Below are 16,324 nucleotides of genomic sequence, written 5' to 3'. Positions count from 1 at the left end.
GTTCTCGTCGTCAGTCTGGTGAATGCGAAAAAATCAAAATACAGAAAAATCGAACGCCGCGTACTGCCCGCGGGCAATTCCGGCGAAGGCCAGCAAGGCCGGCAGGCGCTGGCTGAAGCCCTGGAAGCTGTGATCGCCGCCGGCTTCGATACGCAAGGCGCAGGCCCGGTAATAACGCTCGGCCTGACGATAGTCCAGGGTTTCATCGGCCGTCTGCAACCACACTTGATAGCGCTCGGCGTCGGTTGGCGCCGGCACTTCCAGCTCGGCCAGCGCCTGCACGTGGTCCAGGGTCAGTTCCCAGGACTCATCGGTGTACAGGTTGCGCTGGGTGCCCAGGTAGCCGTCGAACAGCCGGTGCGGGGCGACCGCCGGGTTGATCAGCAGGGCCTTGAGGCCATGCTGCTCGGCCAGATGGGTGGCATAGTAGCCGCCGAGCGAACTGCCGACCAGCAAGGGCGCGCCGAGCTCGGCGATAGCGGCTTGCAGCTGAGCGATCGCCTGGCGCGGGTGATGGTGCAGCGCCGGCACTCGCAGCTGCTCGGCCAGGCCCAACTGCTGCATCACTGCCTCAAGCTGGCGCGCCTTGGTCGACAGCGGCGAGCTGTTGAAACCGTGGATATAAAGGATCGAACCCGACATGCTGCCCCCGTGGCGATTGCGATGCACCCGTCAGTGTGGGAGCAGGACGCGCAGTGTAGCGCGTTCGCCGGGCGTTGGCGCAGCATCGGGATTTTCGCAACAAATTCTTCAAATCAAGCGCCACCCGCTCCTACAAATGTTGGGGGCGGTGTTCAGTAGCCGGGGCTGTCGAAATCCAGGGTCACGAGGAAATCCCGCGCCCGCTCCACGCCCGTCTCCAGCCGCCCATCGGCGTGCAGGCGCAACCAGCGATACCCCGGCTGCTCTTCGCTGACCTTGAACTCCTCACTACCCGGCGCGAACTGGATGCAGGTGGACGGCGTGGCCAGCAGGCGCAACCCGTCGCGCTGCTCATCCCATGGCTGGTGGATATGCCCCCAGAGCAAGGCCTTCACCCGAGGCTGGCGCAGGCGTGCGAGCAACTCATCGGCGTTGCGCAGGCCGATCGGCGCGATCCAGGCGCAGCCGATGTCCACCGGCTGGTGGTGGCAGCACACCAGGCAATGCCGCTCGCCCGCACCCGCCAATGCAGCATCGAGCGCTGCCAGTTGCGCAGGCTCGAGCAAGCCATGGGTCGCCCCGGCCACCGCCGAGTCGAGCATGACGATGCGCCAGGCGCCGATGTCGGTCACCACCCGCACCAGTGCCGGCGCCACTTCGGCCATTACCCGCGCCTCGTCGTGGTTACCCGGCAACCAACGGGTCGGCACGTCGAGCACCGCGGTCAGTTCGCGGAACGCCTCGTAGGACGCCACGCTGCCATCCTGGGACAGATCGCCCGTGCACAACAACAGGTCGATACGCGGCTGCTCCCGGCGCACTTGGGCGATCACATGACTCAGGCTGTCGCGCGTATTGAGGCCCAGCAAGGTACCCGCCGGGTCAGCGAACAGGTGAGCGTCGGTCAGTTGCACCACATGGATGGGCGCGGGGGGATGGTTGGGCTGCGGCAACGGCCGTCTCCTCAAGCGGATTCAGCGCGATTATCGCCTGTGCAGGGTTTCGAGCAAACACTCGAAACCGACCCAGCTCACATTTTCAGCGTACGGCTGCCAGCTCATGGCCGCAGGCCAGGCAGTGACTCAGCCATTCACCGAGGAATAGGTTGAGCTGGGCCTTTTCGTCCGGCTGGTGCATGCCGGTATTGGGGTACGGATAAATGCTGCGCAAACGCCGCGCGTGCTCGGCGCTGACCACCTCGGCCATGCGCGCATCGTGGTAGACCTGCACTTCCAGCTGCGGCACCGGCAGCCACGGCAGGCTGTGCTCCTGGCGCACGCGCAGGGTAGTGGTATAGGGACAGGTCAGCACCACTTCGAGCACCAGCACGCCAAGCATCTGGTCGCCCTGGGTCATGCCAATGCGGCGCGAGCTCTGTGTGCTGCGCATATCGGGCAGCAAGCGCATCAGCCGGGCATAGTTGGCCTCGCAGGCTGATTGCAGCCCGACCAGGTCGACCCGATAACGCTCGCGCAACAGGTTCACTTCCACATACCTCGTACTTCGTCACGGTTGAGCGCCAGCCATTGCAGGCCGATGATCGCTGCGGCGTTACAGATGCGGCCATCGCGCACCGCCTGCAAGGCATCTTCGAACGACCAGACCGTTACCCGGATATCCTCGCCCTCTTCCTCCAACCCATGCAAGCCACCCGCGCCCTCGCTGACGCAGCGCCCCAGGTACAGGTGAACGTACTCATCGCTGCCACCGGGCGAGGGGAAGTACTTGGTCATTGGCCACAGGGCAGAGAAGGTCAACCCGGCTTCTTCTTCGGCCTCGCGGTGGGCGACTTCCTCCGGCTGTTCATCCTTGTCGATCAGCCCGGCGACCATTTCGATCAGCCAAGGATTGGCGACTTTGCCCATGGCGCCCGCACGAAACTGCTCGATCAGCACCACTTCATCGCGCTGCGGATCGTAGGGCAGCACGCAGACCGCATCATGGCGCACGAACAGCTCGCGGCTGATCTCGCGTCCCATGCCACCGGCGAACAGCTCGTGGCGCAGGTGCACCTTGTCGAGCCGGTAAAAGCCTTGGAAGCAGTTCTCGCGCTTGACGATCTGGACCGCCTGGGGCAGCGAATTTGACGTATCTGTCATTGGAATCCTCATGACCTCGTGTACCGCATCGCGCCATCCTACTCTGCGTCCGGCTGGGTTTCATCCCTTTCAAGCGACCGTTCATGCGTTCGGGACAGGCAGTAATCTCTCTGATAGCTTAGTGGCGAACCGAAGGCTTTGCCGACGGTCCAAGGCCGACTATTGCTGTTCTACAAGGATCATCATGACGCTTGTCAAACTGACTTCCGTGGCTGTGCTGGCCGTGGCGCTGAGCGCCTGCCAGAGCCTGTTCACGCCCAACTATCGGGCCCCGCTCGAGGTCAAGCGCGACGCCTGGGAGCACGTCAAGCCGGGCTGCAGCGAAAGCGACTGCCCGCTGGTGAACATCGACACCATTCACTTCCCCGACCTGCCCAAGCTCGACGCCATCGTCGAACGCCGCCTGCTGCAACTGACCGAGGACAACCAGCGCAGCAGCGCGCCGACCTCGCTCAAGGCCTATGAAGATCAGTACCTGGCCAGCGCCGACAAGCGCAACAGCAGCTATTTGCAAGCCAAGGTACGCGAGCAGCATGACGGGCTGGTGATCATCGAGCTGTCCAGTTATCTGGACAGCGGTGGTGCCCATGGCATGCCTGGGCGCGGTTTCATCAACTACTCGCGCAAGCAGGACAAGGTCCTGACCCTGCAAGACATGCTGGTGCCGGGCCAGGAAGAGACGTTCTGGAAAACCGTCGAAGAGTCGCACCGTGCCTGGATGATCAGTACCGGCATGGACAAGGACCCGGAATTCGTCAAGACCTGGCCCTTCAAGAAGTCCCCGCACATCGCCCTGACCTACGGTGCGGTCGTGGTGAAGTACGAGGTCTATGCCATCGCGCCCTATTCCATGGGCCACATCGAGCTTAAAATCCCTTACCCACGCCTGAACGGCGTGCTCAAGCCTGAGCTGTTTCCCGGACGCGGCTAAGGTTTAGCAGCCCGTATAGCACCCCTGCCAGCAGCACTGCTGGCAGGGTCGCGCCCACCTCTGGCGCCTGGCTGGCCATTACGTGATAGGCCGCCACTCCCACCACCCAGGCCAGCAGCGCCTGCCAGTGCAGACCTTCGACCCGCAGCGGCATCTGTCGACGGCGAATCACGAAGTGATCCATCAGCACCACGCCGAACAGCGGCGCGAACACCGAACCGATCAGCAGCAGGAAGTTCTCGTACTGGGCCAGTGGCGCCAGGTAGGCGATCAGCGTGCACAGCACACCAATGGCCAACGCCAGGTGCTCGACCTTCAGGCGCACCAGCAACCCGCTCGAGACCGCGCCGGAATGGATATCGGCGAAGGCGTTTTCGGTTTCATCGAGCAGAATCAGCAGCAGCGGGATACCAAGACCGGCACCGGCCAGCGCCAGCAACAACGCATTGGCTTCGCCACTTGGGGCGAACGCCAGGGTGTAGGCCACGCCCAGGCTCATCAACCAAGCGTTACCCAGCAAATAACCCAGCGCGGTACCGGCGAACACCCGGCTGGCGCGCTGGGCGAAGCGCGAGTAGTCGGCAATCAGCGGCAACCACGACAGCGGCATGGCAATCACGATGTCAAAACCCACTGCCAGCGACATCGAGCCATCGCCGGCACGGTTCCAGATCTGGGCCAGATCGGCCTTGGCGAACAGGTTCCAGGTCAGCCACAGGCAGGCGCCGAGCAACAGCCAGATGCCCCACTTGCGCAGGATCTTGCGCACGAACGTCAGCGGTCCGCAGATCGCCAACAATGTGGCCAGGGCGCCGAAGCACAGGGTCCATAGCAACGGGCTGGTCCAGGCACTGCCTTCACCGAAGGCGCGTGCCGAGAGCAGGCTGGCGGCGTCGCGCATGACGATGATCTCGAACGAGCCCCAGCCGATCAGTTGCAGCAGGTTGAGCACTGCCGGCAAGCGCGCGCCATGTCCACCCAAGGTCAGGCGCAGCGTGCCCATGGCCGACAGGCCGGTGTCGCTGCCGATCACCCCGGCGGCCGCCAGCAGCAACACGCCTGCCGCCGTGCCAAGGACGATGGCCAGGACCGCGCCAGCCAGGCCCAGGCCTGGGGCGAGCATGGCGCCGACTTGTAGCACCATCAAGCCGGTGCCGAGGGAGAACCACAGGACGAACAGGTCGCGAGCGCCGAACAGGCGTTGGCCGGCGGGAATCGGGTGATCGGGGGAAAAGTGGCTGGGGGTGCTCATGCGTTGACTCGCCGCAAAGGTTGGAGTGGGGGAACGCGGGAGCAGGCTTGCCCCGCGATAGCGTCAGCAGGTGCAGCTTGGTTGCCTGCACTGACGCTATCGCGGGGCAAGCCCGTTCCCACGATTGATCAAGCCCTGAAAGCCACTAGACTTTCTGGTACAGCTGGCTACCTGCCTGGCGGAACCGCTCGGACTGCTCGCGCATGCCCTGCTCAACCGACACATCCACGGCATCGATCCGCTGGTTGGCAGCGTACTCGCGAACTTCCTGGGTGATCTTCATGGAGCAGAACTTCGGCCCGCACATCGAGCAGAAGTGCGCGACCTTGGCCGATTCCTTGGGCAGGGTCTCGTCGTGGAACGCACGCGCGGTGTCAGGGTCCAGACCAAGGTTGAACTGGTCTTCCCAGCGGAACTCGAACCGCGCCTTGGACAAGGCGTTGTCGCGAATCTGTGCGCCCGGATGGCCCTTGGCAAGGTCGGCGGCATGCGCGGCGATCTTGTAGGTGATGATGCCGGTCTTGACGTCATCCTTGTTCGGCAAGCCCAGGTGTTCCTTGGGCGTCACGTAGCAGAGCATGGCGCAACCGAACCAGCCGATCATCGCCGCACCGATACCGGAGGTGATGTGGTCGTAGCCCGGCGCAATGTCGGTGGTCAGTGGGCCGAGGGTGTAGAACGGCGCCTCGTCGCAGCACTCCAGCTGCTTGTCCATGTTTTCCTTGATCAGTTGCATCGGCACATGCCCTGGGCCTTCGATCATGCACTGCACGTCGTGCTTCCAGGCGATCTTGGTCAACTCGCCGAGCGTCTCCAGCTCACCGAATTGAGCCTCGTCGTTGGCATCGGCAATCGAACCCGGACGCAGGCCATCACCTAGCGAGAAGCTGACGTCGTAGGCCTTCATGATCTGGCAGATTTCATCGAAATGGGTATAGAGGAAGTTTTCCTGGTGATGCGCCAGGCACCACTTGGCCATGATCGAGCCGCCGCGGCTGACGATGCCGGTCACCCGCTTGGCAGTCAGCGGCACGTAGCGCAGCAGCACGCCGGCGTGAATGGTGAAGTAGTCCACGCCCTGCTCGGCCTGTTCGATCAGGGTGTCGCGGAACAGCTCCCAAGTCAGGTCCTCGGCCACCCCGCCGACTTTTTCCAGGGCCTGGTAGATCGGCACGGTACCGATCGGCACCGGCGAGTTGCGGATGATCCACTCGCGGGTTTCGTGAATGTGCTTGCCGGTGGACAGGTCCATCACCGTGTCCGAACCCCAACGGATGCCCCAGGTCAGCTTGGCGACTTCTTCCTCGATCGAAGAACCCAGGGCGCTGTTGCCGATGTTGCCGTTGATCTTCACCAGGAAGTTACGGCCGATGATCATCGGCTCGAGTTCGGTGTGGTTGATGTTGGCCGGAATGATCGCGCGGCCGCGGGCGATTTCTTCACGGACGAACTCAGGGGTGATTTCTTTCGGGATGCTGGCACCGAAGCTGTGGCCGGCATGCTGCTGGCTGAGCAGGCCGGCGGCGCGGGCCTCTTGCAGCTTCATGTTCTCGCGGATGGCGACGTATTCCATCTCGGCGGTGATGATGCCCTGGCGCGCGTAGTGCATCTGCGTGACGTTGGCGCCGGCCTTGGCCCGGCGCGGGTTACGCACGTGGGCAAAGCGCAGTTTGGTCAGCTCGGCGTCGTTCAGGCGCTGCTGGCCGAAGTTCGAGCTCAGGCCTTCGAGGCGCTCGGTGTCACCGCGGTCGTCGATCCAGGCCGAGCGCACATCGCCCAGGCCCTTGCGCACATCGATGATGACCTCAGGGTCGGTGTACGGGCCAGAGGTGTCATACACCAGCACCGGCGCGTTGCTTTCGCCGCCGAAATCGGTGGGGGTGTCATCCAGGCTGATTTCACGCATGGGTACGCGAATGTCGGGGCGCGAGCCTTGGACATAGACCTTGCGGGAACGGGTGAAGGGTTGCACGGACTGCTGATCGACTTGCGCCGATTCGCTGAGGTTGATCGTTTTTTCTTGTTTGCTCATCACAGGCTCCAGACGGCTTCCTAGCGGCGGAATGTCGGGGAGAACCTGAATGACGCGGACGCAGCCCTAGAGGGGTGCAGTGCCGGATACCTGGAGTGCCATTGAGCGTGTGAGCTGCTCGACAAATCCCGGACCTGGCACAAGAGACTCGCCGGGAAAGCGAGAAATCTTGTTCCCTACGCAGGCGTTAACCTGATCAGGTTCAACGGGATCCGCACCTATGCGATCTCAGCCTTTGCTTCAAGGCACCCCGACAAGAACATGCGCAGTCTAGACTGGAGTGGCAGCTCAAGCCAAGAGTGCTTGTGACACGGATGATGAAAGGCGCAACTGACCGATTGTTGCCGGCGGCGCGCGGCACTACACTGGCCCATCGCTCGAAACTCAACAGTTCAGTAATTCAAACTCGTACAAGGATTGCCCTATGCTGCGCAAACTTTCACTGGCGATTGCCGTGTCTTGTGCGTCCAACGGAGCGGTATGGGCAGCGGATGTGCCCATGACGATCAAGACCGACCTGGTCAGCGTCTACCAGGAGGCGGCCAGCAACAACGCCGACCTCGCCGCCGCCCGTGCCGACTACGGCGCCCGCCGCGAGGTGGTGCCGCAAGCCCGGGCAGGCCTGCTGCCGAATCTCTCGGCCGGCGCCGAGATGATGAACACCCGGACCAAGCTCGACGAGCCCTCGATCACCTCCAATCGCAGTGGCAACTCGTGGAGTGCGACCCTGTCGCAGCCGATCTTCCGCGCCGACCGCTGGTTCCAGTTGCAGGCGGCCGAAGCGGTCAACGAGCAGGCCGCGCTGGAACTCTCGGCCACCGAGCAGAACCTGATCCTGCAAACCGCGGAAAACTACTTTGCCGTGCTACGCGCCCAGGACAACCTGGCCTCGACCAAGGCCGAGGAAGCAGCCTTCAAGCGCCAGCTGGACCAATCCAATGAACGCTTCGACGTCGGCCTTTCCGACAAGACCGACGTGCTGCAATCGCAGGCCAGCTACGACACCGCAAGGGCCAACCGGATCATCGCCGAGCGTCAGGTGCAGGACGCCTTCGAAGCCCTGGTGACCTTGACCAACCGCGAATATGGCTCGCTGCAAGGGGTGGTCCACAGCCTGCCGATCCAGGTGCCGACACCGAACGACGCCAAGGCCTGGGTCGAAACGGCAGCCCGGCAGAACCTCAACCTGCTGGCGACCAATCACGCCGTCACCGCCGCCGAAGAAACCCTGCGCCAGCGCAAGGCCGGCCACGCGCCAACCGTGGATGCGGTGGCCCGCTACCAGAAAGGTGACAACGACAGCCTTGGCTTCACCAACCCCGCGCCGCAAGCCGGGGTGCGCTATGGCGGCGATGTCGAGCAGACCAGCATTGGCTTGCAGTTGAATATCCCGATCTACAGCGGCGGCTTGACCAGCTCGCAGGTGCGCGAGGCCTATCAGCGCCTGAGCCAGAGCGAGCAACAGCGCGAAAGCCTGCGCCGTCAGGTGGTGGAGAACACCCGTAACCTGCACCGAGCAGTGAATACCGATGTTGAGCAGGTGCAAGCGCGCAAGCAGTCGATCATTTCCAACCAGAGTGCGTTGGAAGCGACCGAAATTGGCTATCAGGTGGGTACGCGCAACATCGTCGATGTGCTCGATGCGCAGCGTCAGCTGTATACCTCGGTGCGCGACTACAACAACAGCCGCTATGACTACATCCTCGACAACCTGCGCCTGAAGCAGGCGGCCGGGACCTTGAGCCCGCAAGACCTGCAGGATCTGGGGCGCTACCTGAAGGCCGACTACAATCCGGACCGGGATTTCCTGCCGCCGGACCTGGCGGCGGCAGCGGCGAAGAATTTCGAACGCAGGCCCTGAAGGCCAGGCAGGACCGGCCTCATCGCGGGGCAAGCCCGCTCCCACGCTGTCGACGCACCCTCATGAACGTGCAACACAACGTGAGAGCGGGCTTGCCCCGCGATGAGGCCCGAGAGGACCGCCTCGTTCAGCGAATCAGCGCGCCCAGCCCATCCAGCAACCGCTGCAACGCGCCTTGATTGGCCTGCATCACCGCCCGCCCCGCCTCGCCCATGCGCCGCGCATCCTGCGGCAACTCAACCAGCCGGCGCACAGCCGCAGCCAGCCCCTCGGCATCGTCCACCGCCTGCAACGCCCCGGCATCGCGCAGCATCGCGCTGATCTCCAGGAAGTTGAACACGTGCGGCCCCATGATCACCGGCAGCGCCAGCGCCGCCGGCTCCAGCGGGTTATGCCCGCCAGTGGCCACCAGGCTGCCGCCAACGAAGGCGATATCGGCCAGCGCATACAAAAACAGCAACTCACCCATGGTGTCGCCCAGTAGCACCCGCGTCTGGCCATCGACCGCATCGCCGCTCGAACGCCGCACCGTAGCGAACTGCTCACGACACAACTCATGCACTGCATTGAACCGTTCAGGGTGGCGCGGCACCAGGATCAACAGCGCATCGCCGTGCACTTCCAGCAACTGCCGATGGGCCTCGAGCACCAGGGCATCCTCGCCCTCATGGGTACTGGCGGCGATCCATACCGGACGCTGCTCGGCCTGCCACTGCTCACGCAATAGCCGGGCGCGCGGCAGCAGCTGCGCGTCGAGCTTGAGGTCGAACTTGATCGAGCCGGTCACCTGCACGCATTCGGGCCGCGCGCCCAGGCGGCGAAAGCGCTCGGCTTCGACCTCGGTCTGCACCGCAATCAGATTCATTTCGGCCAGCATAGGCCGGGTCAGGCCGGCGAAGCGCCCATAACCACGGGCCGAACGCTCAGACAACCGGGCGTTGGCCAAGGCCACCGGGATACCGCGCTTGGCGCACTGATGAATGTGGTTCGGCCACAACTCGGTTTCCATGATGATGCCCAGCCGCGGCCGCACATGATCAAGAAAGCGCCCTGCGGCCCACGGCAAATCGTAGGGCAGATAGCAATGCTGGACGCGCGGCTCATCGGCGAACATCGCGCGAATCCGTTCAGAGCCGGTCGGGGTCATGCAGGTCAAGGTAATGGGCAGGTCCGGATAGGCGTTGAGCAAGGCTCGCACCATTGGCGCGGCAGCGATGCTTTCACCGACCGAAACCGCATGCACCCAGATGCCGCCCTGCTGCATGGCCGGCAGCGCCAAGGCGAAGCGCTCGCCGATGCGCTGGCCATAAGCGGGCGCCTTGCGCGCCCGCAGGAACAGGCGCAGCGCAACCAGCGGCAGGCCCAGGTGAAACAGCAAGGTATAGAGGGTTCTGTTCATGGCGGCGCAGTTTACTAGGAACTGTATGAAAAGGCCTGCGCTTAGGCCTGTCCGGTAAAAAAACGCCACAAACCAACTTGCGCGGCCGCTTTTCCTACAGCCCTAGCCAATTGCCCGCAAGTGCACGGCGAAACGTTCCGCAAGCCATTGTGCTGCCGGCCCCAGCGGCTGATCGCGACGCCAGGCCAGCTCCACCACCAACGCAGGCGGGCGCCACTCACTGTCGAGCTCGACCATCTGCGCCTGATAGGTCGGGTACTGCACCACATGCCGCGGCAACCAGGCCCAACCCAGGCCGCGCATGAGCAGTTCGGCCATCGCATAGAAACTGTCGGCCCGCCAGATCTGCGGGCTGATCGCCTCGCCGCCGGGATAACCGCTCTGTTGCGGGGTGATCAACAGCTGCCGATGGCGGGCCAACTGCTGACGATTGACCCGCCCCTCGCGGGCCAGCGGATGATCGACGGCGCACACCGTGACCATTTCCACGCTGCCCAGTGCACGCCGCTCCAGCGAGGCGGGAATGCGCTCGTGGTGAAAGAACAAGCCCAGGTCGGAGTGGCGCTCGACCAGCTTACGCGCCACATCGCCCTGGGCGCCGCTGGCCAGCTGCACCTCCAGGAAGGGAAAGCGGCTGGCCAGCTCATCGAGGCTGTCGATTACCGGCTGGTAAGGCATCGCCTCATCCTGGGCCACCCGCAGCAATGCCTCCTGACCGCGCATCAACGCCAACGCCCGCCCCTCCAGGCGCTCACACTGGCGCAGCAATTCGCGGGCATCTTCGAGCAAGGCCGCGCCGCGTTCGGTCAAGTGCGGCTGACGCCCACTGCTGCGCTCGAACAGCATCACGCCAAGGTCGGCCTCGAGCAGGGCGATGGCGCTGCTCACCGCGGACTGCGCCTTACGCTGTTCGCGGGCAACCGCAGAAAACGAGCGCAGCTCTGCCACCCGGACGAACAGACGCAGCTGTTCAAGGTTCCACTGCTCGGCCATCAGCCTATCTCCAGAAACGATAGGTAATGACTTTACCGCATCCCAGGAACGCCTAAAATGCCTGCCTAGCAACCGAGGATCACCGCATGAACGCCTACACCTACCTGGCCATCGCCATCTGCGCCGAAGTCATCGCCACCGCTTCGATGAAAGCCGTCAAGGGCCTGAGTACACCCCTGCCGCTGCTGCTGATGGTCTGCGGCTACGCCGTCGCGTTCTGGATGCTGACCTTGGTGGTGCGCAGCATCCCGGTGGGCATTGCCTACGCCATCTGGTCGGGCCTGGGGATCGTCCTGATCAGCATCGCCGCGCTGGTGATCTACGGGCAGAAACTGGATGTCCCGGCCATGCTCGGAATGGCCATGATCGTCGGTGGCGTGGTGGTGATCCAGGTGTTCAGCAAGACCGCTGGACATTGATCCAGCGCACGCTGATAAGCCCTCACGCCAGCCTCGATCGCAACACCCTGTATACTGCTCAACTGTCCCAGTATTCGAGGTGCCCGCATGCCATCTGCCATTTCCACTGACGTGTTGATCGTCGGCGCCGGGGTCGCAGGCCTCTGGCTCAATGCCCGACTGCGGCGCCTGGGCTACTCAACCGTGCTGGTGGAACGCGCCAGCCTCGGCGGCGAGCAGACCATCAAATCGCAAGGCATCATTCACGGCGGCATCAAATATGCCCTAACCGGCAGCCTGACCGGTGCTTCCGAAGCCATCGCCGACATGCCGCGACGCTGGCGCGAGGCGCTTAGCGGCAGCGGTGAGCTGAACCTGGATAAGGTCCGCCTGCTCTCCGACGCCCACTACCTGTGGTCGCCCGGCAGCCTGCTGGGCAATGTCACCAGTTTCTTCGCCAGCAAGGCCATGCGTGGCCGAGTCGATCAGGTCAAGGGCGAGCAACTGCCGCCTGCCCTGCAAGACCGCGCCTTCAAGGGCAAGGTCTATCGCCTGGCTGAACTGGTCATCGACGTGCCCAGCCTGCTGGCCAACCTGGCCGAGCTGGCCGGTGACAGCCTGCTGGCCGGCGAGCGGATCGAACCGCTGCACGACGCTGGCGAACTGGTCGGCCTGCGCATCGACGGCCGCGACATTCGCGCCCAGCGCATCGTCCTCAGCGCCGGCGCCGGTACTGAAGAACTGCTCCACGCCCTGGGCTTGAGCCAACCCGCCATGCAGCGCCGACCACTGCACATGGTCCTGGCCAAAGGGCCGAACCTCAAGCCGCTGTACGCCCACTGCCTGGGTGGCGGGCCAAAGCCACGCATTACCGTGACCACCCACCCGGCCGCAGATGGCCAGTGGGTCTGGTACCTCGGGGGCGATCTTGCCGAAGCCCATGGCGTGGCCCGCGAGCCGGCTGCACAAATTGCCGCCGCACAGAAAGAAGTCGCCGACCTGCTGCCTTGGGTAGACCAGAGCCAGATCCGTTGGGCCACCCTGCGCGTCGATCGCGCCGAGCCTGCGCAATCGGGCCTGGTCCGCCCGGACAACGCCTTTCTCGCCGAACAACAGCGCCTGCTGGTTGGCTGGCCAACCAAACTGGCCTTGGCCCCGGACTTCTCCGACCGGGTGCTGGCAAGCCTTGAGCGTGACGGCATCCGCCCTGCAGCCCAACCTGATCTGGCCGACCTGCCGCGCCCCGCGCTCGGCGTTGCGGCTTGGGAGCAACTGCTGCCATGAGCCTGCCTACCCTGCATGACCTGCACCGCGCCTTGGGCAGCACCGGGCTCAAGGTTTCCCCGCTGGGCCTGGGCACGGTCAAGCTCGGCCGCGACCAGGGCGTCAAATACCCCAACGGCTTCACCATCCCTGGCGACGACGATGCGCGCCTGCTGCTGGCCCAGGCCCGGGAGCTGGGGATCAACCTCATCGACACCGCCCCGGCCTATGGTCGCAGTGAAGAACGCCTCGGTCCGTTGCTGCGCGGCCAGCGTGATCAATGGGTGATCGTCAGCAAGGTTGGCGAAGAGTTCGAGGACGGCCAGTCGCACTTCGATTTCAGCGCAGCGCACACGCGCTTTTCCGTAGAGCGCAGCCTCAAGCGCCTGGAGACCGACCACATCGAACTGGTGCTGGTGCATTCGGACGGCAACGACCTGGCGATCCTTGAGCAGCAAGAGGTCTATCAAACCCTCGCCGCCCTCAAGCAAGAAGGCAAGATCCTCGGCTTCGGCTTCTCCGGCAAGACCGCAGCAGGCGGGCTCAAGGCGCTGGAGCAAGGCGACTGTGCGATGGTCACCTACAACCTCAACGAACAAGCCGAACGCCCGGTGCTGGACTACGCTGCCGAGCACGGCAAGGCCATCCTGGTGAAGAAAGCCCTGGCCAGCGGTCACGTATGCCTGGCGCCCGGGGTCGATCCGGTGCAGGCCAGCTTTGAGCTGCTGTTCGCCCACCCAGGGGTGAGCAGTGCTATTGTCGGCACCATCAATCCGCTGCACCTGGCCCATAACGTGGCCACCGTCGCCCGCATCCTGGGCCAGCATTGAGCCGACCTGTCGGCAGTTCTGCGCAAGGAGGAGTCTCGTGCCGCGTACGCTGATTCGCAAGAACCCGAGCAACTTCAAGACCCTGCCGCTGCACGTCGAAGCTACCCCGGACGGCCTGACTTACCAGAGCATCGGCATGCCGCTGAACTTCGCCCAGACCCTGCAGCGGCGCAAGGCCGTGCAGTTGGCCGACAGCGAACGTTTCGTGGTCGAGTTGGCCAACCTGGGTGTTTCGGTACGCCTGACCCTGCACTGGCAGAATCGCGATTACTGGGTGCTGGTACGCCAGCGCCGCCAGGACCGTGGCGATGTGGTGCTCAAGCTGATCTCCGGCTACGTGCCGGCGCAGGAGCTCAACCTGCCGCTGCACACCGCGATCCAGGAAGTTGCCGAAGAGTGCCTGCTGGAGACGCCCGAAGGCTGGCTCGGCGGGCGCTTCAACGATACCTGGCTGCCCGCGCCGTATGCCGCGGCCCTGCACTACCGCGAAGCGCTGCCCTTTGTGCTCACCCCGCAGTCGGGTGCAGCGCGACCGGTGCACTGTGCCAACCTGGTTTTGATGGAACGGCCACGGGCCTATGTGCACCTGCCGACGGCGTCATTGCAGTTGATCTATGACCTGCGTTTGCAGGTGCCGAGGGAAGCCAAGTCGCTGAGCCTGTTTCATGTCGATGAACGGCTCGAAGGTGATCAATTGGTCGCCCGCCTCAATCGCAAACGGCCAGATCTGTACCTGATGCCGCTCAAGGACGGACTGCCGACCGCCGAGCTTTACACCTTGAAGAAAGATGAGCTGATACCGGCCAGTACCCGTGGCCTGTACCTGGCGGAGAGCTTTGCCCAGCAGGAAGGCTGGGTGGTGCGCGATGAGCGGATTCGTTGGAAGGATTGGGTGAGGCAGCAGGGGCTGCTGGAGCCCAAGCCGGATTCGCGGATGCAGCGCTTTACCGGTAAGGCGCGCGCGCTGCTGGAGCGAGCCAGGACAACCCTGCAAAAGTAGCTAGATGCATCGCGGGGCACGCCCGCTCCCACGCTGCGGCCCACGTCTTTCTCGGCAGTGGAGTGTGGGCGTGGCAGCGGGCTTGCCCTGCGATGGACTCAACTCAGTTCTTGCGGATTTTCTCGACGATGGCCGTGGTAGAGCTGTTCTCCACCAAGCCAAGCACCTTCACCGTACCGCCGTAGCCTTTGACGATATCGGCCCCGACCACCTGGTCGATACCATAGTCGCCGCCCTTGACCAGCACATCCGGCTTGACCTGGCTCAGCAGGTTCTCAGGTGTCCCCTCAGGGAAGCTGATCACCCAGTCCACCGCGCCAAGGCCTGCCAGTACCGCCATGCGCCGGTCGACACTGTTGATCGGCCGACCCGGCCCTTTCAGGCGGCTGACCGAGGCATCATCGTTGACCGCCACGATCAAACGATCGCCCTGGGCCCGCGCCTGCTCCAGGTAGGTCACGTGACCGGCATGGAGAATGTCGAAGCAACCGTTGGTGAAGACGATCTTCTCGTTGTGCGCGCGTGCGTCGTCAATCGCCAGCAACAGCTGGTCAAGACTCAGTACGCCGCGCTCGGAGCCTTCCTCACGCTGAATCGCCCGACGCAGTTCCGGAGCACTGATCGCCGCGGTACCCAGCTTGCCGACCACGATGCCGGCGGCCAGATTGGCCAGGGCCACCGCATGTGGCAGATCCTCGCCAGCGGCGATGGCAGCAGCCAGGGTCGAGATGACGGTATCGCCGGCACCGGTAACGTCGAACACTTCACGCGCTCGCGCAGGCAGGTGCAGGGCCGGGTGATCGGCGCGTATGAGGGTCATGCCATGCTCGCCACGGGTCACCAGCAGCGCGCCCAGCTGCAAGTCCTGCATCAGTTGCAGGCCCTTGGCGACCAGGTCGGCTTCATCGACGCAGCGGCCGACGATGGTCTCGAACTCGCTCAGGTTCGGCGTGATCAAGCTGGCGCCACGGTAAATCGAGAAATCCTTGCCCTTGGGGTCGGCCAACACCGGAATGCCCTTGGCACGAGCGGCCTGGACCAGGCTCTGGTGGTTCTTCAGGGCGCCTTTGCCGTAGTCGGAAAGGACCAGCACCTTGACCCCGTCGAGCAGGTTATCGACCTCTTCGCCCAGCGACAGCGGGTCGGTGGCGAACGGTTCTTCGAAGTCGATGCGCAGCAGTTGCTGATGACGGCTCATGACCCGCAGCTTGACGATGGTCGGCTGGTGGGCAATGCGCTGGAAGATCGAGCGCACACCCGCCGCTTGCAGGCTGTTGGCCAGGCTATCGGCAGCTTCATCCTGGCCGGTCACGCCGACCAGCGATGCCGGGGCGCCGAGCGCAGCAATGTTCAGCGCGACGTTGGCCGCGCCGCCTGGGCGATCCTCGATCTGTTCGACCTTGACCACAGGCACTGGTGCTTCCGGCGAAATACGTGAAGTACCGCCATGCCAGTAGCGGTCGAGCATGACATCGCCGACCACCAATACCGGGGCTTGATCGAAACGCGGCATGGACAACTTCATGGGCAACCCATATGGAAAAATTAACAGGGGCAGGATATTAGCACAGGGTAGGCGATGGCTTTACGGCCAACCTGCGCCAGACAATCGCAGTGACAATCG

Annotated in this window: 15 protein-coding genes and 1 riboswitch; of the genes, 6 read left to right on the top strand and 9 right to left on the bottom strand. The window is 63.9% G+C overall.

What is annotated here, in order from left to right:
* Window positions 1–33: 33 nt before the first annotated feature.
* From OIU19_RS21745 to OIU19_RS21730, 4 genes are all read right to left on the bottom strand, one after another.
* Window positions 34–642, bottom strand: coding sequence for a YqiA/YcfP family alpha/beta fold hydrolase (locus OIU19_RS21745; RefSeq protein ID WP_264236743.1), 609 nt, complete (start codon window positions 640–642; stop codon window positions 34–36).
* A 152-nt stretch (window positions 643–794) separates the two neighbouring features.
* Entirely contained in the window at window positions 795–1,595 is an 801-nt protein-coding gene (cpdA, locus tag OIU19_RS21740; RefSeq protein ID WP_264236742.1) for a 3',5'-cyclic-AMP phosphodiesterase, read from the bottom strand.
* Window positions 1,596–1,680: 85 nt separating this feature from the next.
* Window positions 1,681–2,133, bottom strand: a complete 453-nt coding sequence (locus tag OIU19_RS21735; protein ID WP_264236741.1) for a DUF1249 domain-containing protein — start codon at window positions 2,131–2,133, stop codon at window positions 1,681–1,683.
* Window positions 2,124–2,741 carry an NUDIX domain-containing protein gene (locus OIU19_RS21730; RefSeq protein WP_264236740.1) on the bottom strand — a complete coding sequence of 206 codons (618 nt, stop codon included), beginning with the start codon at window positions 2,739–2,741 and terminating at the stop codon, window positions 2,124–2,126. The genes OIU19_RS21735 and OIU19_RS21730 overlap by 10 nt, the downstream gene beginning before the upstream one ends.
* Before the next feature lie 184 nt (window positions 2,742–2,925).
* On the opposite strand from OIU19_RS21730, the gene OIU19_RS21725 reads away from it, so the two are divergent.
* Window positions 2,926–3,672, top strand: a complete 747-nt coding sequence (locus OIU19_RS21725) for an RsiV family protein (RefSeq protein ID WP_186555628.1) — start codon at window positions 2,926–2,928, stop codon at window positions 3,670–3,672.
* Here the strand turns inward: OIU19_RS21725 and cytX are convergent.
* Window positions 3,641–4,924, bottom strand: coding sequence for a putative hydroxymethylpyrimidine transporter CytX (gene cytX / locus OIU19_RS21720; RefSeq protein WP_264236739.1), 1,284 nt, complete (start codon window positions 4,922–4,924; stop codon window positions 3,641–3,643). The genes OIU19_RS21725 and cytX overlap by 32 nt on opposite strands.
* Window positions 4,925–5,069: 145 nt before the next feature.
* Window positions 5,070–6,956: a phosphomethylpyrimidine synthase ThiC gene (gene thiC, locus OIU19_RS21715; RefSeq protein WP_264236738.1), complete on the bottom strand. Its 1,887-nt coding sequence runs from the start codon at window positions 6,954–6,956 to the stop codon at window positions 5,070–5,072.
* A 156-nt stretch (window positions 6,957–7,112) separates the two neighbouring features.
* Window positions 7,113–7,219, bottom strand: a riboswitch (TPP riboswitch).
* A gap of 161 nt (window positions 7,220–7,380) precedes the next feature.
* On the opposite strand from thiC, the gene OIU19_RS21710 reads away from it, so the two are divergent.
* Window positions 7,381–8,817 (top strand): TolC family outer membrane protein, encoded by a 1,437-nt coding sequence (locus OIU19_RS21710; RefSeq protein ID WP_186555631.1) that lies wholly within the window; start codon window positions 7,381–7,383, stop codon window positions 8,815–8,817.
* A 127-nt stretch (window positions 8,818–8,944) separates the two neighbouring features.
* Here the strand turns inward: OIU19_RS21710 and waaA are convergent, their stop codons facing one another.
* Window positions 8,945–10,216, bottom strand: coding sequence for a lipid IV(A) 3-deoxy-D-manno-octulosonic acid transferase (gene waaA, locus OIU19_RS21705; RefSeq protein ID WP_264236737.1), 1,272 nt, complete (start codon window positions 10,214–10,216; stop codon window positions 8,945–8,947).
* Between the two features lie 102 nt (window positions 10,217–10,318).
* A complete protein-coding gene (locus OIU19_RS21700) occupies window positions 10,319–11,209 on the bottom strand; it encodes a LysR family transcriptional regulator (protein WP_264236736.1) in 891 nt (296 codons plus the stop codon).
* 86 nt (window positions 11,210–11,295) lie between these two features.
* On the opposite strand from OIU19_RS21700, the gene OIU19_RS21695 reads away from it, so the two are divergent.
* From OIU19_RS21695 to OIU19_RS21680, 4 genes are all read left to right on the top strand, one after another.
* The gene (locus OIU19_RS21695; RefSeq protein WP_010221561.1) at window positions 11,296–11,628 is read left to right on the top strand and encodes a multidrug efflux SMR transporter; all 333 of its coding nucleotides are present in this window, start codon (window positions 11,296–11,298) and stop codon (window positions 11,626–11,628) included.
* An 87-nt stretch (window positions 11,629–11,715) separates the two neighbouring features.
* Window positions 11,716–12,891 (top strand): FAD-binding oxidoreductase, encoded by a 1,176-nt coding sequence (locus OIU19_RS21690; protein ID WP_264236735.1) that lies wholly within the window; start codon window positions 11,716–11,718, stop codon window positions 12,889–12,891.
* A complete protein-coding gene (locus OIU19_RS21685; RefSeq protein WP_264236734.1) occupies window positions 12,888–13,700 on the top strand; it encodes an aldo/keto reductase in 813 nt (270 codons plus the stop codon). The genes OIU19_RS21690 and OIU19_RS21685 overlap by 4 nt, the downstream gene beginning before the upstream one ends.
* 37 nt (window positions 13,701–13,737) lie before the next feature.
* Window positions 13,738–14,700, top strand: a complete 963-nt coding sequence (locus OIU19_RS21680) for a metal ABC transporter ATPase (RefSeq protein WP_264236732.1) — start codon at window positions 13,738–13,740, stop codon at window positions 14,698–14,700.
* A 103-nt stretch (window positions 14,701–14,803) separates the two neighbouring features.
* Here OIU19_RS21680 and hldE read toward each other — a convergent pair whose 3' ends face one another.
* A complete protein-coding gene (gene hldE / locus OIU19_RS21675; RefSeq protein WP_264236731.1) occupies window positions 14,804–16,225 on the bottom strand; it encodes a bifunctional D-glycero-beta-D-manno-heptose-7-phosphate kinase/D-glycero-beta-D-manno-heptose 1-phosphate adenylyltransferase HldE in 1,422 nt (473 codons plus the stop codon).
* Between the last annotated feature and the right edge of the window lie 99 nt (window positions 16,226–16,324).

Source organism: Pseudomonas sp. BT-42-2, assembly GCF_025847435.2.
GTDB classification, from domain to species: Bacteria; Pseudomonadota; Gammaproteobacteria; order Pseudomonadales; family Pseudomonadaceae; genus Aquipseudomonas; species Aquipseudomonas urmiensis.
This window is presented reverse-complemented; position numbering and strand designations above follow the sequence as displayed.